Source organism: Rhodovulum imhoffii, assembly GCF_003046545.1.
GTDB classification, from domain to species: domain Bacteria; phylum Pseudomonadota; class Alphaproteobacteria; order Rhodobacterales; family Rhodobacteraceae; genus Rhodovulum; species Rhodovulum imhoffii.
On record NZ_QAAA01000001.1, the window covers coordinates 216,852 to 237,037 of the forward strand.

At 65.4% G+C, this 20,186-nt stretch carries 23 protein-coding genes and 1 riboswitch; of the genes, 16 read left to right on the forward strand and 7 right to left on the reverse strand.

Features of this window, described 5'->3' with window-relative positions; all coding sequences use genetic code 11:
- Positions 1-10 precede the first annotated feature (10 nt).
- Positions 11-631 carry a ParA family protein gene (locus tag C8N32_RS01055; protein ID WP_107890615.1) on the forward strand — a complete coding sequence of 207 codons (621 nt, stop codon included), beginning with the start codon at positions 11-13 and terminating at the stop codon, positions 629-631.
- Between the two features lie 6 nt (positions 632-637).
- Here C8N32_RS01055 and C8N32_RS01060 read toward each other — a convergent pair whose 3' ends face one another.
- Positions 638-1,576, reverse strand: a complete 939-nt coding sequence (locus C8N32_RS01060; protein WP_107890616.1) for a Hint domain-containing protein — start codon at positions 1,574-1,576, stop codon at positions 638-640.
- Positions 1,577-1,793: 217 nt separating this feature from the next.
- On the opposite strand from C8N32_RS01060, the gene C8N32_RS01065 reads away from it, so the two are divergent.
- Together C8N32_RS01065 and C8N32_RS01070 are read left to right on the forward strand one after the other, a co-directional pair.
- The gene (locus C8N32_RS01065; RefSeq protein WP_107890617.1) at positions 1,794-2,573 is read left to right on the forward strand and encodes an SDR family oxidoreductase; all 780 of its coding nucleotides are present in this window, start codon (positions 1,794-1,796) and stop codon (positions 2,571-2,573) included.
- A gap of 66 nt (positions 2,574-2,639) precedes the next feature.
- On the forward strand, positions 2,640-3,728 hold the full coding sequence (locus C8N32_RS01070; protein ID WP_107890618.1) for an ABC transporter ATP-binding protein: 1,089 nt from the start codon (positions 2,640-2,642) through the stop codon (positions 3,726-3,728).
- Here the strand turns inward: C8N32_RS01070 and C8N32_RS01075 are convergent.
- Positions 3,716-4,090: a rhodanese-like domain-containing protein gene (locus C8N32_RS01075; protein ID WP_107890619.1), complete on the reverse strand. Its 375-nt coding sequence runs from the start codon at positions 4,088-4,090 to the stop codon at positions 3,716-3,718. The two genes, C8N32_RS01070 and C8N32_RS01075, sit on opposite strands and share 13 nt — an antisense overlap.
- A 165-nt stretch (positions 4,091-4,255) precedes the next feature.
- On the opposite strand from C8N32_RS01075, the gene tatA reads away from it, so the two are divergent.
- The 10 genes from tatA to C8N32_RS01125 all read left to right on the forward strand — a co-directional run bounded on the left by tatA (position 4,256) and on the right by C8N32_RS01125 (position 10,798).
- Entirely contained in the window at positions 4,256-4,477 is a 222-nt protein-coding gene (tatA, locus tag C8N32_RS01080; RefSeq protein WP_107890620.1) for a twin-arginine translocase TatA/TatE family subunit, read from the forward strand.
- Positions 4,478-4,492: 15 nt separating this feature from the next.
- Entirely contained in the window at positions 4,493-4,909 is a 417-nt protein-coding gene (tatB, locus tag C8N32_RS01085) for a Sec-independent protein translocase protein TatB (protein ID WP_107890621.1), read from the forward strand.
- Complete coding sequence (gene tatC, locus C8N32_RS01090; protein WP_107890622.1) at positions 4,906-5,760, forward strand: twin-arginine translocase subunit TatC; 855 nt, start codon at positions 4,906-4,908, stop codon at positions 5,758-5,760. Before tatB ends, tatC begins: the two co-directional genes overlap by 4 nt.
- Positions 5,757-6,593, forward strand: a complete 837-nt coding sequence (locus C8N32_RS01095) for an ATP-binding protein (RefSeq protein ID WP_107890623.1) — start codon at positions 5,757-5,759, stop codon at positions 6,591-6,593. Before tatC ends, C8N32_RS01095 begins: the two co-directional genes overlap by 4 nt.
- Positions 6,594-6,622: 29 nt before the next feature.
- Positions 6,623-6,811: riboswitch (cobalamin riboswitch) on the forward strand.
- A gap of 90 nt (positions 6,812-6,901) precedes the next feature.
- The gene (locus C8N32_RS01100; RefSeq protein ID WP_107890624.1) at positions 6,902-7,915 is read left to right on the forward strand and encodes a FecCD family ABC transporter permease; all 1,014 of its coding nucleotides are present in this window, start codon (positions 6,902-6,904) and stop codon (positions 7,913-7,915) included.
- Positions 7,912-8,670, forward strand: a complete 759-nt coding sequence (locus C8N32_RS01105) for an ABC transporter ATP-binding protein (RefSeq protein WP_107890625.1) — start codon at positions 7,912-7,914, stop codon at positions 8,668-8,670. Before C8N32_RS01100 ends, C8N32_RS01105 begins: the two co-directional genes overlap by 4 nt.
- Positions 8,671-8,866: 196 nt before the next feature.
- Complete coding sequence (locus C8N32_RS01110; protein ID WP_425319725.1) at positions 8,867-9,268, forward strand: MotA/TolQ/ExbB proton channel family protein; 402 nt, start codon at positions 8,867-8,869, stop codon at positions 9,266-9,268.
- Complete coding sequence (locus tag C8N32_RS01115) at positions 9,268-9,654, forward strand: ExbD/TolR family protein (protein WP_107890627.1); 387 nt, start codon at positions 9,268-9,270, stop codon at positions 9,652-9,654. The genes C8N32_RS01110 and C8N32_RS01115 overlap by 1 nt, the downstream gene beginning before the upstream one ends.
- Positions 9,654-10,019, forward strand: a complete 366-nt coding sequence (locus C8N32_RS01120; protein ID WP_244905883.1) for an ExbD/TolR family protein — start codon at positions 9,654-9,656, stop codon at positions 10,017-10,019. Before C8N32_RS01115 ends, C8N32_RS01120 begins: the two co-directional genes overlap by 1 nt.
- Entirely contained in the window at positions 10,016-10,798 is a 783-nt protein-coding gene (locus C8N32_RS01125) for an energy transducer TonB (RefSeq protein WP_107890628.1), read from the forward strand. Before C8N32_RS01120 ends, C8N32_RS01125 begins: the two co-directional genes overlap by 4 nt.
- On the opposite strand, the gene C8N32_RS01130 is transcribed toward C8N32_RS01125, so the two are convergent.
- The 5 genes from C8N32_RS01130 to C8N32_RS01150 are packed head-to-tail and all read right to left on the reverse strand — an operon-like array spanning position 10,737 to position 16,527.
- Positions 10,737-10,979 carry a formate dehydrogenase subunit delta gene (locus C8N32_RS01130; protein ID WP_107890629.1) on the reverse strand — a complete coding sequence of 81 codons (243 nt, stop codon included), beginning with the start codon at positions 10,977-10,979 and terminating at the stop codon, positions 10,737-10,739. The two genes, C8N32_RS01125 and C8N32_RS01130, sit on opposite strands and share 62 nt — an antisense overlap.
- Entirely contained in the window at positions 10,969-11,721 is a 753-nt protein-coding gene (gene fdhD, locus C8N32_RS01135) for a formate dehydrogenase accessory sulfurtransferase FdhD (protein WP_107890630.1), read from the reverse strand. The genes C8N32_RS01130 and fdhD overlap by 11 nt, the downstream gene beginning before the upstream one ends.
- Positions 11,718-14,561, reverse strand: a complete 2,844-nt coding sequence (fdhF, locus tag C8N32_RS01140) for a formate dehydrogenase subunit alpha (RefSeq protein ID WP_107890631.1) — start codon at positions 14,559-14,561, stop codon at positions 11,718-11,720. The genes fdhD and fdhF overlap by 4 nt, the downstream gene beginning before the upstream one ends.
- Positions 14,558-16,063 carry an NADH-ubiquinone oxidoreductase-F iron-sulfur binding region domain-containing protein gene (locus tag C8N32_RS01145; protein WP_107890766.1) on the reverse strand — a complete coding sequence of 502 codons (1,506 nt, stop codon included), beginning with the start codon at positions 16,061-16,063 and terminating at the stop codon, positions 14,558-14,560. The genes fdhF and C8N32_RS01145 overlap by 4 nt, the downstream gene beginning before the upstream one ends.
- Entirely contained in the window at positions 16,060-16,527 is a 468-nt protein-coding gene (locus C8N32_RS01150) for a formate dehydrogenase subunit gamma (protein ID WP_107890765.1), read from the reverse strand. The genes C8N32_RS01145 and C8N32_RS01150 overlap by 4 nt, the downstream gene beginning before the upstream one ends.
- A 223-nt stretch (positions 16,528-16,750) precedes the next feature.
- Between C8N32_RS01150 and nadA the strand changes: the two genes are divergently transcribed.
- The 3 genes from nadA to nadC are packed head-to-tail and all read left to right on the forward strand — an operon-like array spanning position 16,751 to position 20,186.
- Entirely contained in the window at positions 16,751-17,785 is a 1,035-nt protein-coding gene (gene nadA, locus C8N32_RS01155) for a quinolinate synthase NadA (protein WP_107890632.1), read from the forward strand.
- 2 nt (positions 17,786-17,787) lie between these two features.
- On the forward strand, positions 17,788-19,344 hold the full coding sequence (locus tag C8N32_RS01160; RefSeq protein ID WP_107890633.1) for an L-aspartate oxidase: 1,557 nt from the start codon (positions 17,788-17,790) through the stop codon (positions 19,342-19,344).
- Positions 19,341-20,186 carry a carboxylating nicotinate-nucleotide diphosphorylase gene (gene nadC, locus C8N32_RS01165; RefSeq protein ID WP_107890634.1) on the forward strand — a complete coding sequence of 282 codons (846 nt, stop codon included), beginning with the start codon at positions 19,341-19,343 and terminating at the stop codon, positions 20,184-20,186. The genes C8N32_RS01160 and nadC overlap by 4 nt, the downstream gene beginning before the upstream one ends.

Here is a 20,186-nt window from a genome sequence, read left to right on the forward strand (position 1 = left end):
AGGCAGCCACGTGAAAACCATACTTGTGACGAACCGAAAGGGCGGTTGTGGCAAGACCATGGCGGCGATTACGCTGGCTGCGGCCCTTTCCGAAGGGGGATGGCGTGTGGCGCTGGCGGATGCGGACCCGCAGGGATCGGCGCTGAAATGGGCTGCCCGCCGCCCCAAGGGGGTGGCGAAGGTCAAGGCGCTTGACTGGTCGGGGGCGTCGCTCAAGATCCCAAAGTCCACGGACTGGCTGATCGTGGACAGCCCCGGCGGTCTCGGCCGGGCAGAGACCGGGGATCTGGTGGCGGAGACCAAGGTGATCCTGATGGCGGTGATGCCTTCCGTTTTCGATGCCGGGGCCGCCGCGACGTTTCATGAAGACCTGGGCCGGTTCAAGCGGGTACGCAAGGGCAAGGCCGGGGTGGCGGTTTTGGCCAACCGGGTGCGGCCGCGCACCCGTGCATTGGCGCGGTTGAGGGCTTTGCTGGATGAAATTGGCGCCCCGCCGCTCGCGGAAATTTCCGAGCGATCCGTCTATGACGATCTGGCGGTGGAGGGCTTGGCGCTGTTTGATTCGCGGCTGAAGACGCATGCGGGCGCGCGCGCGCAGTGGAGGCCGGTTCTGGAGATGTTGTTGGCCTGAGCCGTCTTAATGTGCGGTCTTGTCAGCCCGGTGTTGCCAGTGGGTGAGGACATCGGTGGGCCATGTCGCTGCCTGCGGATCGGTGCGGGTCACGACGGGCACATGCTCGGCATAGATGACCGTCGGGGTTTCGAAGATCAGCTCGAAATACTCGACAGCCCCGCCTTCGCGCAGAAAAATGAACCGGTCGTCGCGCATCGTGCCCGCCCTCAGAAACGAGTCTGTCAGCGCGATCTGCGGATCGTCGAACGCCTCCTCCAGCAAGACGGGCTGGTTTTGGCTGACAACGAGATCTCCGCAGTTGCCAAGGGTGCCGGCGGAAATCACCACGGGCGCGGTCCTGCCCGTGGCCGGGTGTTTGGTGCTTTTTATCTGGTTCAGCGCACGGGCGCCCGTATCCCGGGTCTTGAGACGATCGCCGGGTGCGAGCGCCTCAACCGGGCGGAACGACCCGTCTTCAAGTGCGATCCGGCAGCCGCGGGCAAGCCCCATGATTTCAGCGTTTTCCAGTGAAATCGGCGCCGGATCATGGCAGATGTGGATCAGGGTGTAGGGGCGCGCCGCCTGCATCGGACGCAGCGGCAACAGGCAGGCACGGCCTTTGGTGGCATCGCCCACCCGAAGCACTGCGAGTTCCGCCATGTCGGCCTGTGGGCTCATCAGGGTCAGGCAGGCTTCCAGCCGAATTTTCGTGCCGGTCGGGCCGAGTTCGCTTTTGTCTTCAGTCAGGGCGGGGGTGGTCGTGTTCAGGGCGGCGGTGAACGCATTCAGGGGCAGGTCAATCCCCCGCGTGCCGGGGCACATGCGGTAGACGTCCCCCACGAAGGGGTGCGATGCGGCCAGAGTCTCGCCGAGATGTACCCCTTCCACCACACGAAACGCATCGGCGGGCCAGACCTGCCAGTGGCTCAGGGAGGGGAAGGCGAAATGATCCAGGAGCGTCATATGAATTCGGTCGATGCCTGAAAAGGAGACGAGTGTATATCTGTGAACCTTTATTGTAAAAACAGGCTTTTAGGTCAAGTTTTCTTTCCGTAAAATGATTTTACCTGTCCTAAAAGACAGGAATTTTCATTTCCACTACCCGCCCCGCGTGCGCCGGCTTCGGGTGCCCGCCTCAGGGGTGTAAAAGGGGGCGGGTGGCAGTGCGGAAGGAGAGGACATGGATCTTGGGATTCGCGGAAGGCGGGCGCTGGTTTGCGCGTCGTCGAAAGGGCTGGGGCTGGGCTGTGCACGGGCGCTGGCCGACGCCGGGGCCGACCTCGTGATGAATGCCCGCAGTGCCGGGCCGCTGGAGGCTGCGGCCGAAAGCCTGCGCACCACGTATGGCACCACGGTCGTCACGGTGGCCGCCGACATCACAGACGAAAGCGACCGGGCGCAGGTGCTGGAGATTGCCGGATCGGTGGATATCCTGGTGACCAATGCGGGCGGGCCGCCGCCGGGGCTTTGGCAGGACTGGGAGCGGGAGGATTTCATTCGTGCGCTCGATGCCAACATGCTGACCCCCATCGCCCTGATGAAGGCGCTGGTTCCGGGTATGATGGAGCGCGGCTGGGGCCGGGTGGTCAACATCACCAGCCAGTCGGTCAAGGCGCCGGTCCCGGTGCTGGGGTTGTCGAACTCTGCCCGCGCAGGGTTGACCGGATATGTCGCGGGCACTGCGCGCCAGGTTGCCCCTTACGGGGTGACGATCAACAACCTGTTGCCGGGTCTGCACGCCACGGACCGGGCCGACGCCCTGGATCGGGCCGTCGCCGAGACCGGGGGGATTTCCCTCGACGAGGCCCGCGCGCAACGATTTGCCACCATACCCGCCCGCCGGTACGGGACGCCCAAAGAATTCGGCGCTGCCTGCGCTTTCCTGTGTTCGCAACATGCGGGGTTCATCGTGGGGCAGAATATCCTGCTGGATGGCGGGGCTGTGAACGCGACGCTTTAGGAAAGGTGGTTGCAGTCCCCCTTTAAATTCCGATAGTTTTAATCGGAGATAAGCACGAGGCAGGCCGTGACCCCCCAACCAAGGCTGGAAATCCGCAACATCACCCGATGCTTCAATGGCCGCGCGGTGGTCGATGACGTGTCGCTGAAGGTGATGCCGGGGCAGGTGACCTGTCTTCTGGGGCCGTCGGGATGCGGCAAGTCAACCACGCTGCGGATCATTGCCGGAGTGGACATGCAGGACAGCGGCGAAATTTACATCGACGGCAATCTGATCTGCGACACCGTTTACCGTGTTCCACCGGAGCGGCGCTCGGTCGGGCTGATGTTTCAGGATTTTGCGTTGTTCCCGCATCTGAGCGTGGCGGAAAACGTCGCTTTCGGCCTGGTCGGGGCCAGGGCGCAAAAGCGTGCCCGGGTGGAAGAATTGCTCACGCGTGTGGATCTGATCGGCTACATCGACGCCTTTCCCCACCAGCTTTCGGGGGGGGAGCAGCAGCGTGTCGCCCTGGCCCGTGCGCTGGCCCCGCGTCCCAGAATAATGCTGATGGATGAGCCGTTCTCCGGTCTCGACAACCGCTTGCGCGATGAAATCCGTGATGACACGCTTAGTGTTTTGAAGGAAGAAGGGGCGGCGGTTCTTCTGGTGACCCATGAACCGGACGAGGCCATGCGCATGGCCGATGAGATCGCCCTGATGCGCGGCGGACGGATTGTACAGCAGGGGGCGCCCTACAACCTTTACAATGCGCCGGTGGATCGTGCCGCCGCCGCATTTTTTAGTGATATCAATGTGATAAACGGAAAGGTTCACGGCCTTTTGACGGAAACGCCCTTCGGGCGCTTTCTGACCCCTGCGATCCCCGATGGTTCAGACGTGGATATTATCATCCGTCCCCAGCACATCCGCATCGACCTTGACCGTAACGGTCGTGGCCCCAGCCCGACGGAGGAAAACGGCGTTGCGGCCCGCGCCCATGTGCACCGGGCACGTTTCATGGGAAATGAAAGCCTTGTCGAATTCCGCATGGAGGCCGATGGCACGGTTCTCAAAGCGACGGTGCCGGCGGTTTTCCTGCCGAAACCGGGCACGCCGATGTGGCTGATGATCCGGCGTGACCGGTGTTTCGTGTTTCCGTCGGTTCAGCCCACCTGAACCGGCGCGCCGGAGGCCATGTCGGTTCCGACATAGGGTTTATGTGCGGCCTTCCACGCGGCGAAGCCCCCTTCCAGGTGAGCGGCGCGTTCATGTCCGGCGGCCAGGCAGGCCTCGGCCACCTTGCGAGAGCGCACGCCCGATCCGCAATGGAACACCAGCTGTTTGCTGCCGCCTTCGGGCAGGAAGGACGTGTCGAACGCCGCCATCGGCAGCAAAAGCGCGCCGCGGATATATTCGAACATGTATTCGGGCGGGGTGCGCACATCGATCAGTACGATGACGTTCTTTTCCAGCGCCTGTTGCAGGTCGTTGCAATCCCAGTGTTCCAGGGTTTTTCCGTTGATATCTTCACTGTGCATGGGGATCTCCTTGGATAGGCGAGTTGGGCGAATGCGCCGCCTCGGGCAATAAATCGCGGGGCGCGGGTGCAAAAGGGGCTTTGATCCGGGCGCGTAAGCCAATACATGTGACAGACGGAATCCGTATCTGGGCCGGGCCCGCCGCCCGCCCGCAGGGAGAAGACCATGCTGAACAATATCGGCCTTCCGGGGCTGCTTCTCATTGCCGTTGTCGTTCTGGTGCTTTTTGGCCGGGGCAAGATCTCATCCCTCATGGGAGAGGTGGGCAAGGGCATCACCGCCTTCAAGAAGGGCGTGCGCGAAGAAACGGAAGAGGCGGCGAAAAGTCTCGAAAGCGCACGAGACGTGACGCCCGAGGAAACCGGCAGGCAGAAAGACGAGGCGTAAGCCCCGGGGCATCTCATGTTTGATCTTGGCTGGACCGAACTTCTGGTCATCGGCATTGTCGCGCTGATCGTGGTGGGGCCGAAAGACCTGCCGGGGCTGTTTCGAACGCTGGGGCGGTTCACCGCCAAGGCGCGCAATATGGCGCGTGAATTTCAGCGCGCGATGGATCAGGCCGCCGACGAGGCGGGTGTCAAGGAAACCGCGGAGGAGTTGCGCGATATCGCCGACCCCCGCAAGATGGGACTCAACGCGCTGGGCGATGCGGCCGAGAAATTCGAAAAATGGCAGCCACCCAACCCGGCCCGTGGCCCCGCCACCGCCGAGATGACCGAGGAACGCGCTGCCAAGGCCGAAAAAATCCGCGCTGCCGCCGCCGAGAAAGCCGCCGCCCGTCAGGCCGCCGATGCCGCCGATCCCGAGAGAGACGCATGAGCGAAGACGATCTGGACCAAAGCGCGGCGCCGCTGATTGAGCATCTGGCTGAACTGCGTACCCGGCTGATTTATTCCGTCGCGGGGTTCGTTGTGGCGATGGTGGCGTGTTTCACGGTCTGGAACCCGGCGTTCAACATCCTCACCCGACCGATCTGCGGCGCGCTGGCAGAGCGGGGTCAGGATTGCGGGCTTTACCTCATCAAGTTGCAGGAGGGGTTCTTCGTCGCCATCCAGATTTCGCTTCTGGGCGGTTTCGCGCTCGCCTTTCCGTTGATCGCGTTCCAGATGTGGCGTTTCGTGGCGCCGGGGCTTTACAGGTCCGAAAAGCAGGCCTTCCTGCCCTTTTTGCTGGCCTCTCCGTTGATGTTCTTTCTTGGGGCGTCTTTCGCTTATTTTGTGGTCATCCCGCTGGCATTCGATTTTTTCTTGAACTTCCAGCAGGTTGGGCAGCTTGAAGCCGGGGGCGAAAGTGCCACCGCGGGTATCACCTTTCAGGGGTCCGTGCAGGAATACCTGTCTTTGACCATCAAGTTCATCCTGGCCTTCGGGCTGTGTTTTCAGCTTCCGGTGCTTCTGACGTTGATGGGGAAGGCGGGGTTGGTCTCTGCACTGGGGCTTGCGACGGTCCGCAAATACGCGGTTGTCGGGATCCTGGTGCTGGCGGCTCTGGTGACGCCGCCGGACGTGATTACTCAGGTCATCCTGTTCGTGGTGGTTTACGGCCTGTATGAGGTCTCGATCCTGTTGGTCCGCCGGGTGGAACGCAAGCGTGAGGCGGAACTGCGCGCGCAAGGCCTTTGGTTCGATGATGAAGAGGATCTCGAAGAATCCGGGGCCGAGCGCCGATGACGGACCCGCTGATCCGCATCGCCCAGGCGCTGGAGCGACTTCGCCCCGCGCCCGCCAGTGTCCCCGATTTCGAGGCCGCCGAGGCCTTCGTGTGGCGCACTTTTCCCGATGGCCTTGCACCTGTTGCACAGGTAAACCGGGTGGATCTGGCGTTGTTGCGGGGCATCGACCGCGCCCGGGATACGCTTCTGGCCAATACCCGCCATTTCGCGCAAGGGCTTCCGGCCAACAATGCGCTGCTGTGGGGCGCGCGGGGTATGGGGAAGTCCAGCCTCGTCAAGGCTGCGCACGCGCAGATATTGGACGAGGGGCACGCGGTGAAGCTGGTTGAGATCCAGCGTGAGGATCTGCCGTCGATCGGGCGTCTTCTGGGGCTTTTGCGCGCGGCGCCGCATCGCTTCGTGTTGTTTTGCGATGATCTTTCGTTTTCTCATGATGACCAGCATTACAAGTCGCTCAAGGCGGTACTGGACGGTGGGGTGGAGGGGCGCCCGGGGAACGTGGTGTTCTACGCCACCTCGAACCGGCGTCACCTGATGCCCCGCGACATGATCGAGAATGAGCGCGGCTCCGCCATCAACCCATCCGAGGCGGTGGAAGAGAAAGTTTCCCTTTCGGACAGGTTCGGTCTCTGGCTGGGCTTTCACGCCTGCGACCAGGATGAATTCCTCGCCATGATCGAAGGTTACTGTCTGGCCTATGGGGTTGAGATCGAGCCTGCCGTGTTGCGCTCCGAGGCGATCGAGTGGCAGGCCACGCGCGGCGCGCGCTCTGGCCGGGTGGCGTGGCAGTATTTCACCGATCTTGCGGCGCGCAGGGGCGTACGGCTTTAATCCGGTGTTTTCTTCGCTGACGAATTCAGCTAATCACAAAGGGCTTTGGTGTCCGGCGTTGCCGGACGAAAAGGGAACGCGGTGCGCCTTTGGCAATTCCGCGGCTGCCCCCGCAACTGTAGGCGGAGAGCGCGGCTGACAACGCCACTGGGAAACCGGGAAGGCCAGCCAAGCGACGACCCGCAAGCCAGGAGACCTGCCAGGGCATTCACCCTTTCCGGGCGCGGGGCGCGCCAAGGAAGCGGCCAGACCGCAGAGGTGATACACACCGTCTGCGGGGAATCCCGCTGAATGTCACAGGGGGAAACATGGCTGGCAAACCTTCCCTGCTCAGATCCGGGTCCGCCGTGCCGCTGGCGCTGGGCGGGGGCGTGGCGTTTTTGTTTGTGGCCTCGCTTCTGGTCGGGCCAGCGGGGCTGCGGGTGGACCAAAGCCTGACGGCGCTGATATCCGGACAGGGGGATGCCGCCGTTCTGGTGATGCGCGAAATCCGCCTGCCGCGTGCCATTCTCGCGGTCCTGGTGGGGGCAAGCCTGGGGCTTTCGGGGGCGGCGCTGCAAGGGTATCTGCGCAACCCGCTGGCGGAGCCGGGCCTGATCGGCGTTTCTGCCTCGGCGGCGCTGGGCGCGGTTCTGGCGCTGCAAACCGGGCTCGCAGCCAGTTTCGTGCTGGCCTTGCCCTTGATGGCGCTTGCCGGGGCGTTGGGGGCGGTGCTGTTGCTGGTGCTTTTGGCGGGTCCGCGCGGGGGGGCGTTCACGCTGATCCTTGCGGGGATTGCCCTCTCGGCGCTGGCGGGTGCGCTGACGTCTTTGGTGCTGAACCTTTCGCCCAATCCCTATGCCGCTTCGGAAATCGTATTCTGGATGATGGGGTCCCTTGCGGACCGGTCCTTTACCCATGTCTGGCTGGCGCTGCCGCTGACGCTTTTGGGCTGGTCGCTGTTGCTGCCGCTGGGGCGTGGGCTGGAGGCGCTGACCCTTGGGGAGGATGCGGCGGAGGCGCTTGGCGTCCGTCTGACCCGCCTGCGGCTGCGGATGGTGCTTGGGGTCTCGGCTTGCGTCGGGGCGGGGGTGGCGGTGGCCGGGGCGATCGGCTTTGTCGGGCTGATCGTACCGCATGTGCTGCGTCCGCTGGTGGGGGCACGTCCGGGGCGGCTTCTGGGGGTCTCGGCGTTGGGGGGGGCGGCGCTTTTGCTGGCCGCCGACCTGGCCGTGCGCCTGATTGTGCCGGAGCGGGATCTGAAGCTGGGCGTTTTGACGGCGCTTCTGGGGGCCCCGCTTTTCCTGCACCTGATCTTTAGAACCCGGGTGAGGGCGGAATGACCGTTCTGGAGCTTTCCGATCTTTCCGTCCGGCGGCAGGCACGCGAGGTGCTGAGCGGTATCAGCGTGACGCTGCGTCCGGGGGAGTGCGTGGGCCTTGTCGGTCCGAATGGTGCTGGCAAGACGACGCTGATGCGCGCGGCGCTGGGATTGTTGCCGCATGAGGGGCGTTCCAGCCTTGCGATTCTGCCGCAGCACACGCGCGCGCGCACCGCAGCATGGCTGCCCCAGATGCGGGAAATCGCCTGGCCCGTCAGCGTGGAAACCGTGGTCGGGCTGGGGCGCACGCCGCATTTTCGCACCCGCCCCGCTGCGCAGGACAGGGCGGCGGTTGCGGATGCTCTGGCGCGGATGGGTCTGGCCGCCTACGCCGAACGAACCGCGCTCCGCCTTTCGGGGGGGGAGCAGGCGCGGGTTCTGATCGCCCGTGCATTGGCGCAGGAGGCCCCGGTTCTGTTGGCCGATGAACCGATTGCCGGGCTCGACCCGGCCCATCAGTTGTCGACGATGCGGATTTTTGCCGATCTCGCGGGCGAGGGGCGCGTGGTTTTGGTTTCACTGCACGATCTCGGCCTTGCGGCGCGGTTCTGCACACGGCTTTTGCTGCTTTCTGGCGGGCGGCTGGTGGCCGATGGGCCGCCGGGGGCGGTCCTGACCCCGCAAAACCTTGCGCATGTGTTCGGGGTGCGCGCCTTCATGGCGGAAACTCCGGACGGACCTGTGTTTCAGCCCCTGGAGGTGGTGGAAATTGATTGAGTTCTTGCATCAGGGCGGCCCGGTTCTGTGGGGGATTGCCGGCCTTTCGGTCATTACGCTGACGCTGATCATATGGAAGCTTTGGCGCCTTCTGCTTTGTGGGGCCTGGGCGGGGGGGGGCGCGGAACGCGCGGTTGCGCTTTGGCAGGCGGGGCAGGCGGATGCGGCGCAACAGGCGGTTGCGGGCCGGGCGGGGATGCGGGCACGTCTGGTGCGTGCGGCTGTCACGGCGCGGCAGACGCGGCCCGAGGCAAAGGCGCGGGAGGAAACGACCCGCGTTGCCCGTGCCCTGCTGGCCGAGGCCCGCACCGGCCTGCGCGCACTGGAGGTCATCGCGACGGTTGCGCCCCTTCTTGGCCTTCTGGGTACCGTTCTTGGCATGATAGAGGCCTTTCGTGTGCTGGAAGCTTCAGGCGCACGGGCCGATCCGTCCGCGCTTGCGGGGGGGATATGGGAAGCCCTGCTGACCACAGCGGCGGGGATGGCTGTTGCGATTCCCGCCGCGCTGGCGCTGAGCTGGTTCGAGTCGGTGATCGACCGGGCCGGGCATGAGATGGAAGATCTCGCCACCCGGATCTTTCTGGGCGGAGAGGCGTGATGTTCAGTTTTGTCATGCCGCGTCCGCCCCGCCGGTCGAGCCTGACGCCGATGATCGATGTGGTGTTCCTGTTGCTGGTGTTTTTCATGCTTGCGGCGCGGTTCGGTATGGAAACCGGGCTGGAGATACGCCTGTCCGGGGCGCCGGGGCCGTGGCAAGGTCCGCCCCGGCTGGTTTCGGTTCTGCCCAGGGGGGTGGAACTGAACGGCGTTCCGGTCGGGGCGGAGGCCTTGCCGGGCGCGCTTGACGACCTGACCGGCAGCCGAGCCGACACGGTGGTCTTGCGCCCTGCGCCGGGTGTGGATGTGCAGCGGTTGGTGACAGTGATGGCGGCCTTGTCCGGGGCCGGGTTCACCGGGCTCGCGGTCATGGAGGGGGCACGATGATGAAATTTACTCAGCCCCGCCCGCGCCGTGTGGCGGAAAGCGTTGTGCCGATGATTAACGTCGTGTTCCTGTTGCTGATCTTTTTCCTGATGAGCGCGCAGATCGCCCCCCCCGATATGGGGCAGGTTTCGCCCCCCGAAGGGCCGGGGGAGAATCTGCCCGAGGCAGGCGATGTCCTGGTCGTGGATGCGTCCGGTCGCATGACGTATGGCCCGCTACAGGGGGACGCGGCGCTGGCCGCTCTTGAGGGGGGGGTGATCTTGCGCGCCGATGCGGCCTTGCCCGCGCAGGATCTGGCACGTCTTCTGGCACGCCTGGCCGCGGCGGGGCATGGAGACCTGCGCCTTGTGACGGTGACCCCATGAGGACTGTTGCCGAGATCGTGCTGATCCTGCCGGTTGCCGCCGGGTTGCACATGGCGGCGTTTGGGTTGGCGGGGACGCCGGGGGGGGGAGCGCGCGGGGGGGAACGGGGGGAAAGTGTTCTATCGCTGGCCGCCGTGACACCTGGACTGCGGCAGCTTGCCGAAAGTTGGGAAACCGCACCCCCTGTTCGGGCAGATCCGCCGGCCATGCGTGTCCCGGCTGTGGCGGATGTGGCGCCGATGCCTCAAACGGGGAGTGCCCGTCCGAAAACGGCAGAACCGGTCGTCCTCGCGCCCGGGCAGCCAGACACCACGCCGCAGATTGCACCGCCTTTGCGGGCGAAACCCGCCCCCGTCAGGCCGCAGGCCGGGCAGGTCGCGCGTGGGACGGGCGGTGCGCCCAGGGCCGCCCTTGCCACGCCCGCCCCGCAGGCAGGGTTGTCGCCCGGACAAGAGAAAAGTCTGCGTGTCGATTGGGGCCGGGCGATTCTGACCCGGGTCAGCCGCAGCCATCGTTATCCGCAGGGTGCGGTACGGGATCGCATGCAGGGGCGCGCGTTGGTGGAACTGGTGGTGGCCCGCGATGGCCGGCTGGTGTCCGTGCGCCTGGTGCAAAGCACGGGGGCGGCGGTGCTGGACAAGGCCGCGCTTGCGGCGGTGCGCGGTGCGGGGCGTTTTCCGCCCGCGCCCAAAGGGCTGACGCAGGGGCGTTACAGTTTTACGATTCCGCTTCGGTTTGCCCCGCCGCGCCAGGCGGGCGGATCAGCGGCCCGGCCCTGAGAACTGCGGGCGGCAGGCGGCTGTCCTGGGTTTCGACCAGGCTCAGCAACGTTCCGCGCATCTGTGGAGGCCAGAAATCATTGATATGGCCGGCAACGGCCCTGGCCTGTGCGTCAGGCGATAAATGGGCGAAGGCGTCCACGATCTGCCCGGCCATGCGAATGAGCTTTTCAGACGACATGACTTGCCCCTCCCGAGATTCGCTCTGGGTGTGTGAAGACCTCAAGCGTGCCGTTCGCGCGGCAGGCAAGGGTCAGGCCGCAGGCCTGTGCCACGCTGACGGCCAGTGCCGTGGGGCGGGAGATCGACACCAGAACCGGTGCGCGGGCCAGAACCGCCTTTTGCACCATTTCGATCGAGACCCGGCTGCTGAGCAGCACCGCGCCTTCTGCGCAGGTCTGCCCGACCCGGGCGCGGGCGCGGGCGCCGATCAGCTTGTCCAGCGCGTTGTGGCGGCCGATATCCTCGCGCAGCAAGAATGTGCCGGACGCGTGAAAGGCCGCCGCGTGGGTCGCACGGGTAGAGGTATGGAGCGGTTGGAAGCGGCGCATGCTGTTCAGCGCGTGCATCAGGGCGGATCTGTCGAACCTCGTGTCGCCGGAAAGGGCCGGCAATGGGCGCAGGGCGGCTTCGAGACTTTCCACCCCGCACAGGCCGCAGCCCACAGGGCCGGCCATTGTGCGGCGGCGTGTGCCAAGGGTGGCCTTGGCTTCCGGCGAAAGCCACAGGCGCATCTCCACTCCCAAGGGCTGGTCGTGGCGCTCCAACCGCGTGATCTGGGCTGGTGAGGACACGATCTGCTCGGACAGGGAAAAGCCGATGGCAAAATCGGTCAGATCGCTGGGCGTGGCCATCATTACCGCCTGCGTCGTTCCGTCATAGACCAGTGCGACGGGGGTTTCCTCGGCCAGCGCGCGCGTCACTGGCCGGGTTCCAGCATCTTGCGTAGGCCGGCACTTTCCCTGTCATAGCGGCGCTGCCAGTCGCTGGGGCCGTTGGCTGGACGGACCTGCACGGCGGTCACCTTGTATTCGGGGCAATTGGTGGCCCAATCGGAATTGTCGGTGGTCACCACGTTGGTCTGGGTCTGCGGGTGGTGGAAGGTGGTATAGACCACTCCTGGCGCGATGCGATCGCTCAGCGTTGCCCGCAGGGTGGTTTCGCCGCTGCGCGAGGCCAGGTTCACCAGCATACCTTCCGAGATACCTCTCTGTTCCGCGTCGTGGGGGTGAATCTCAAGCACATCTTCGTCATGCCAGGCGGTATTGGCGGTGCGTCGCGTCTGGGCGCCGACATTGTACTGTGTCAGCACCCGGCCCGTGGTCAGGAGAAGCGGAAAGCGCGGGCCGGTCCGTTCATCCGTGGGAATATATTCGGTGACCATGAAGTGCCCGCTTCCGCCTGCAAACCCGGCTTCGTGCATCACCGGCGTACCCAGGGGAGCATCGGCGTTGCAGGGCCACTGGAGAGAGCCTTCGCGCTCCAACAGGTCATAGCTGACACCGGCAAAGGCCGGAACGCTTGCGGCGATCTCGTCCATGATCTCGCTGGGGTGGGTATAGGCCCAGCCCGCGCCCATCGCGTTGGCCAGCGCCTGTGTGGCCTGCCAGTCCGCCAACCCGCCCTTCGGTGCCATCGCCCGGCGTATGCGGTTGATGCGGCGCTCGGCGTTGGTAAAGGTGCCGTCCTTTTCGAGAAAGCTCGCGCCGGGAAGGAACACATGGGCATAGTTCGCGGTCTCGTTCAGGAACAGGTCGTGGACGATGACACACTCCATCGCGGCCAGCGCCTCCGCTACGTGGGAGGTGTCCGGATCCGATTGCAGGATATCCTCGCCCTGAATGTAGATCCCCTTGAACTCCCCTGCACGTGCCGCGTCCAGCATGTTGGGCAGGCGCAGGCCGGGTTCATCGGAGAGCGAAACCTGCCAGAGCCGCTCGTAGGTTTCCCGTGCGGTGCGGTCGCGCACATGGCGATAGCCGGGAAGTTCGTGCGGAAAGCTGCCCATGTCGCAACTGCCCTGCACGTTGTTCTGGCCGCGCAGGGGGTTAACCCCCACGCCGGGACGCCCGATATTTCCGGTTGCCATGGCGAGGTTGGCAATCGCCATCACTGTGGTTGATCCTTGTGCATGCTCTGTTACGCCCAGACCGTAATAGATCGCCGCGTTGCCATTGGCATAGGCGCGGGCGGCGGCGCGCAGGTCTGCCGCAGGCACGCCCGTCAACTGCGCGGTCGCCTCGGGGGCGTGGCGGGGTTCGCGCACGAAGGCGGCCCAGTCGGCATAACTCTCGCCATCGCAGCGGGTCCGCACGAAGGCTTCATCGGTCAGGTCTTCGGTCACCAGAACATGTGCGAGCGAGGTCAGGACGGCGACGTTCGTCCCCGGTCTCAGGGCAAGGTGATAGGCCGCGTCGATATGGGGGCTGCGGACCATGTCGATCCGTCGCGGGTCGATCACGATCAGGGTTGCGCCCTGACGCAGCCGCCGCTTCAGCCGGCTGGCGAAAACCGGGTGTCCGTCGGTTGGATTGGCACCGATCAGCATGACCACGTCGGCGTGTTCGATGCTGTCGAAATCCTGTGTGCCGGCCGAAGTGCCGAAAGCCGTTTTCAACCCATAACCGGTCGGGGCGTGGCAAACCCGCGCGCAGGTGTCCACGTTGTTGGTCGCAAAGACCGCCCGCACGAGCTTTTGCACAAGATAGGTTTCCTCGTTCGTGCAGCGCGAAGAGGTCAGCCCGCCCAACGATTGTGCCCCGTAAGCGCTCCGGATGCGGGTCAGCCGCGCGGCGGCGAAGGAAAGGGCCTCATCCCAGCCGACCTTGCGCCACGGGTCGCTGACGGTCTCGCGGATCATTGGGTCCAGAATGCGGTCGGGGTGGGTGGCGTAGCCAAGGGCGAAACGGCCCTTGACGCAACTGTGGCCGCGATTGGCCTTTCCATCCTTCGCGGGCACCATACGTACCAGGGTGTCGCCCTTCATCTCGGCCCGGAAGGAACAGCCGACCCCGCAATAGGCACAGGTGGTCAGGACGGTATGATCCGGCAGCCCTTGTTCGATAACCTCGTTTTCCATCAGCGTTGCGGTGGGGCAGGCCTGTACGCAGGCGCCACAGCTGACACATTCGGAGGACAGGAAGTTCGGCCCGCCCGTTGCGACGCGGCTGTCGAAACCACGCCCGGTGATCGTCAGGGCAAAGCTGCCCTGGATTTCCGCGCAGGCACGCACGCAGCGGGAGCATACGATACATTTCGACGGGTCATAGGTGAAATAGGGGTTTGAGCAATCGGGGGCCTGATAGCGCGGGCTTTCCGGTGTCGTATGGGAGGCGCCCGGCGCATACCGCACCTCGCGCAGACCGACGGTTCCGGCCATGTCCTGCAACTCGCAATCGCCGTTCGCCGAACAGGTCAGGCAGTCCAGCGAGTGGTCGGAGATGTAAAGCTCCATCACGTTGCGGCGCAAATGGGCAAGACGCTTTGTCTGGGTGCGCACCTGCATGCCCTCGGCCACGGGCGTGGTACAGGAGGCGGGCGTGCCGCGCCGCCCCTCGATTTCGACCAGGCAGAGGCGGCAGGAGCCGAACGGCTCCAGCCGGTCGGTCGCGCAGAGCCGGGGGATGTTGATGCCCGCCAATGCCGCCGCCCGCAGGATGGGGGTGCCTTCGGGCGCCGATACGGGCAGGCCGTCGATCGTCAGTCTTACGAAGGAGCCGCAGGTCGGGGGTGTGCCGAGGTCCGGCTCTTTGCGGGGGGTCATTGGGCGGCCTCCTGCACAGGCGTGAAGTCTTCGGGGAAGTGGCGCAGGGCCGAAAGCACCGGGTAGGGGGTAAACCCGCCCAATGCGCATAGCGAGCCTTCGCGCATGGTTTCGCACAGATCTTCGATCAGGGGCCGCGCCGCGGGGTCGCCCGCGCGCAGACGGTCGAGCGTTTCTGTCCCGCGCACAGCCCCGATCCGGCAAGGCGTGCACTTTCCGCAGCTTTCCAGCGCGCAGAACTCCATGGCGAAGCGCGCCAGCGCCAGCATGTCGGCCGTTTCATCGAACACCACCATGCCCGCGTGCCCGATCAGCCCGCCCTGATCGTCGAACGCTTCATAGCACAAAGGCGTGGTAAACTTGTAGGGCGGGAAATAGGCCCCCAGAGGCCCGCCCACCTGAACGGCCTTTACCGGACGGCCGGTGGCGGTCCCGCCGGCGATGTCGGTCACAAGCTCTGCCAGTGTCATGCCGAAAGCGGTTTCGAACAGTCCGCCCCGGCGGACATTCCCGGCAATTTGAACCGGAATCGTGCCGCGCGACCGGCCCAGTCCGAAATCACGGTAGAACCCGGCCCCCCTGGCCATGATCGTGGGGGCTGCGGCCAGAGTCAGCACGTTGTTGACGACCGTCGGGCAGTTCAGGAAACCTGCATGCGCGGGCAGCGGGGGTTTGGCGCGCACCACGCCGCGCTTGCCCTCCATCGAATTGAGCAGCGCGGTTTCCTCGCCGCATACGTAGGCACCCGCGCCGAGGCGGATCTCAATGTCGAAGGCTCGGTTCAGCACTCCGGCGCGGCGGGCAATTTGCAACGCCTGCGATAATGTGGCGTGGGCCTGGGGATATTCGGAGCGCAGATAAACATAACCTCGCGCCGCCCCCACGGCACGCGCGGCGATGGCCATTCCTTCAATCAGCAAGAAGGGGTCGCCCTCGATCAGCATGCGATCGGCAAAGGTGCCGCTGTCGCCTTCGTCGGCGTTGCAAACAATGTATTTTCGCGTCCCATTGGCCTTGTAGACGGTTTCCCATTTGATGCCGGTGGGAAAGCCCGCGCCGCCGCGCCCGCGCAGACCGCTTTCGGTAATGTCGCGGATGATTTCTTCGGGGGAGAGACGCAGGGCGTGCTCCAGCCCGTTCAGCCCCCCGGCCGCGCGATAGGCGTCGAGATTCAGGGGGTCGTTCACGCCGCATCGGGCGAAGGTCAGCCGGGTCTGGCGGTTGAAGAACGGTATTTCATCGATTTTTCCAAGGCTTTTTGGGTGGGTGTCGAAGTTGTCCAGCAGTTCCGGGACATCTTCCGGCGCCAGAGGGCCAAAGCCGAGCCGTTCCCCCTCCTGTTCCATTTCCAGTAAAGGTTCCAGCCATGCCATCCCGCGCGATCCGGTTCGGATCAGGCGTATCTCCACCCCCCGGCGCGCGGCCTCGTCCTTGAGGGCACGGGCCACGGCATTGGCGCCAACCGCCAGCGCGGCGGCGTCCCGGGGCAGGTAGAGCGTCAGCATTGCGGCTCCTCCAGCGCGGTGCGCAGGGCGGCATCAGTCAGCCGCCCGAGGGGCAGACCATCCAGCAGGGCCGCCGGGGCGCAGGCACAAAGGCCAAGGCAATAGGCGAACTCCACCGTCAGCGCGCCATCGTCGGTGGTGCCGGGCCGCTCCAGTCCGAGATGGGCGAGAATACGTTCGATCAGCGCCGGCGCCCCCATCGCCTGACAGGCTTCGGCCCGGCACAGACGCAAAATGCGCCGCCCCGGCGGCGCATCGCGGAAATCGTGGTAAAAGCTTATCACGCCGCGCAGTTCCGCATCTGAGATGTTCAGAACCTGGGCAATTTCAGGCAGGGCTTCTGCGGGGATGTGGCCGAACCGATCCTGTACCGCGTGCAGAAGGGGCAAAAGGGGGCCTTCCGCCTGCGCATGGCTCATGGCGATCGCGCGAATCTGCGCGAGTGTATCAGTTTGGGTCATGGCACCCCCTCCCTTGGGCGGCATGAGACGTTCTGCGTGGCGGGGTGCGGGAAATCAACTCCCACCATGGTCGTAAGTTTGTAGCAGGTTCGGCCCTTCATATTGTCAAAAAACGACTCCGGAAGACCTGAAAGGGAAACTTTGCTGCGTCTGCGGCAAGAGAAGGTCTGGACGCCGGGGGAGGATTGAGTTAGCGCTAACGATCCGTTTGGAAGGGGAGCCCATGCTCGATACCGACAGCGCCGCTGACGATCTGGCGGAAATCTACGACCTTGCGCCCAGCCTTGAAAAGGCCGAAGCCACCCGCGATATCCACGCCCGCGTGGCGCATGTGATCCCATGGGCGGACTGGGCCATCCACGCCCCCTACATCGTTGCGATCAATGCGCTTAAGAAAACGCGCAACGCCGTCATTCTCGGCCATAACTACATGGCCCCGGAGATCTTCCACGGCGTTTCGGATTTCGTTGGCGACAGCCTGCAACTGGCCATCGAAGCCACGCGTACCGAGGCGGAGGTGATCGTTCAGTGCGGCGTGCATTTCATGGCGGAAACATCCAAGGTGCTGAACCCGTCCAGAACGGTCCTGATTCCCGACATGGGGGCGGGTTGCTCCCTGGCCGAGTCCGTCACGCCGGAAGACATCGCCGCCCTGCGTGCGCGCCACCCAGGCGCGCCGGTGGTGAGCTACGTGAACACTTCGGCGGCTGTGAAGGCGGTTTCCGATATCTGCTGCACCTCCGCCAATGCGCTGCGGGTTGTGGACGCGATGGAAGGCGACACCGTCATCATGGCCCCGGACCGGTTCCTGGCCCAGAACGTGGCGCGGGAAAGTTCCAAGAAGGTGGTCTGGGCCGAAGGCGCCTGTATGGTCCATGAGCTGTTTACCCCCGAAGACCTGCGCGAATGGCGCGCGCAGGAACCCGACGGCAAGATCATTGCCCATCCCGAGTGCCCGCCCGAAGTCGTGGCGGAGGCCGACTTTTCCGGCTCCACCAGCGGTATGGTGACCTGGTTGCGCGATCACCGTGCGCAAAAGGCCCTGTTGGTTACGGAGTGTTCCATGGCCGCCAATGTTGCGGGGGACCTGCCCGAGGTCAGCTTTGCCAAGCCCTGCAACCTGTGCCCGCACATGCAAAAAATCACCCTTCCGAAGATCCTGCACGCCTTGCATTACGGTGAGGATGAAGTGACGGTGGATCCGGCGCTGGCCGAAAAGGCGGCCCGCGCGGTGCAACGCATGATCGACCTGGGCTGAGAATGACCGCCTTTGATACGGACCGTGTCGTGATTGTCGGCGCGGGGATAGCCGGTTTGACGGCGGCGCTGACTCTGGCGCCACGCCGGGTTCTTGTGATCTCGCCTGCGCCGCTGGGGCAGGGGGCGGGCTCGGCCTGGGCGCAGGGGGGGGTTGCGGCGGCGGTGGGGCCCGGCGACACGCCAGAGGCCCATGCCCGCGATACGGTTGCCGCAGGCGCGGGCGTGGTGCGCCCGGATGTCGCCCTGCATATCGTCGGCGCGGCCGGTGAGATGATCGAGACGCTCGCCGGTCTTGGCACACCGTTCGACCGTGACGAAGCCGGGCAATTCCTGCTGAACCGTGAGGCCGCCCATGCGGTGGCCCGCGTGGTCCGTGTCCAGGGGGACCAGGCGGGGCGGGCGATCATGACGGCGCTGGTGAGGGCGGTGCGGGCGCAACCTTCCGTGCAGGTAATGGAGGGGGCCTTTGCCGAACGGCTGTACCTGGACAAGGGGCATGTTTGCGGGGTTTGGCTGGCCCCCGAGGGCGCGCGCCCGGTTCTGGTGCGCACCCCGGCGGTGATCCTGGCGGGCGGCGGCGCGGCAGGGCTTTATGCCGCGACGACCAATCCCCCGGCGATACGCGGCCAGATGCTTGGCATGGCAGCGCGCGCGGGAGCGCAGATCGCCGATGCCGAGTTCGTGCAGTTTCACCCGACCGCGATCGATACCGGCGGAATCGGCACCCTGCCCCTGGCGACGGAGGCGTTGCGGGGCGCGGGGGCGGTGCTGATCGATTCCGAGGGCCGCCGCATCATGGAGGGCCGGCATGACCTGGCGGATCTTGCGCCGCGTGATATCGTGGCGCGCGCGGTTTTCGCCTGTCACCGTGCCGGGGGGCGTCCGATGCTGGATACACGCGGTGCGCTGGGCCAGCGCCTGCTGCGCGATTTTCCCACCGTGGCCGAAGGGTGCGCGAAGGCGGGCATCGACCCGGTGACACACCCCATCCCGGTGGTTCCGGCGGCGCATTACCACATGGGGGGAATCGCGGTGGATGTCAGGGGGCGCTCCAGCTTGCCGGGGCTGTGGGCCTGTGGGGAGGCGGCGCATACGGGGATGCACGGTGCGAATCGGCTGGCTTCGAACGGGTTGCTGGAGGCGCTCGTACTGGGCCGGGCCGCCGCGCGTGACGTGGCCGGGCAGGTGCCTGAAACCCCGGCCGGGCCGGTGGACCTGTGCTTTGCCCCCGGCGGTGCGGTCCTGCCCGCCGCCGCCATCGACGGGTTGCGTGCGGTGATGAGCGCCGAGGTCGGTGTCTTGCGCGCCGGCGGTGGCTTGCGCCGCGCGTTGTCCCGTATCGCCGCGCTGGAGACCGAAGCCTCCGAAGCCGACTCCTTCCTGAACATGACCGCAGCGGCAACGCTGATCGCGGCTGCCGCGCTGTGCCGCATGGAATCGCGGGGCGCACATTTCCGCACCGATTTGCCGGATTCCGACCCGGCACAGGCCCGCTCCGTGCGGATGACCCTGACCGAAGCCCTTTCCCATCGCCGTCAAGCCGAGGACCTCGCATGACCCTGCCGCTGCCCGCCCTGATCGTTGAACCTATCGTGCGCGCTGCACTGCTGGAGGACCTTGGCCGCCAGGGTGACGTAACCAGCCGCGCGGTTCTTCCGCCGGGCGCTGTCTGCACCGCTTCCATGAAGGCGCGGGCGGCCGGGGTCGTCTCTGGCGTCTCCGTCGCGGCACTGGCGTTTCGACTCGTCGATCCGGGGCTGGAGTTGACCGTGCTTCGCCCCGATGGCAGTTCCTGCGCCGCGGGAGAGGCTGTCCTGACGGTTTCGGGCAATGCGGTTTCCGTTCTGACCGGGGAGCGGGTGGCGCTGAATTTTGCCGCCCGCCTGTCCGGCATCGCGACGGTGACGGCCGCCCATGTGGCGCAGACGCGCGGGACCGGCGCGCGGGTGGCCTGTTCGCGCAAGACGACGCCAGGGCTGCGGGCGCTGGAAAAACAGGCCGTGCTGCACGGGGGCGGGGTGAACCATCGCTACGACCTGTCGGATGCGATGCTGATCAAGGACAATCATATTGCGGTCGGGGGCGGGGTGGCACAGGTTTTGCGCGCGGCGCGGGCGCGGGCTTCTCACATGATGCGGATCGAGATCGAGGTGGACAGCCTTGCCCAGCTTGAGGACGTTCTGACCACCGGCGGTGCCGATGCCGTGCTGCTGGACAACATGGACAGCGCGACTCTGCGTGAGGCCGTGGCGATGGTCGGCGGTCGTCTGATCACCGAGGCGTCCGGTGGTATGACGCTGGCGCGCATTGCGGAGGTCGCGGCGACGGGCGTGGATTATATTTCATGCGGGGGATTGACCCATTCCGCCCCCGCCCTCGACCTGGGCCTTGACATCTGA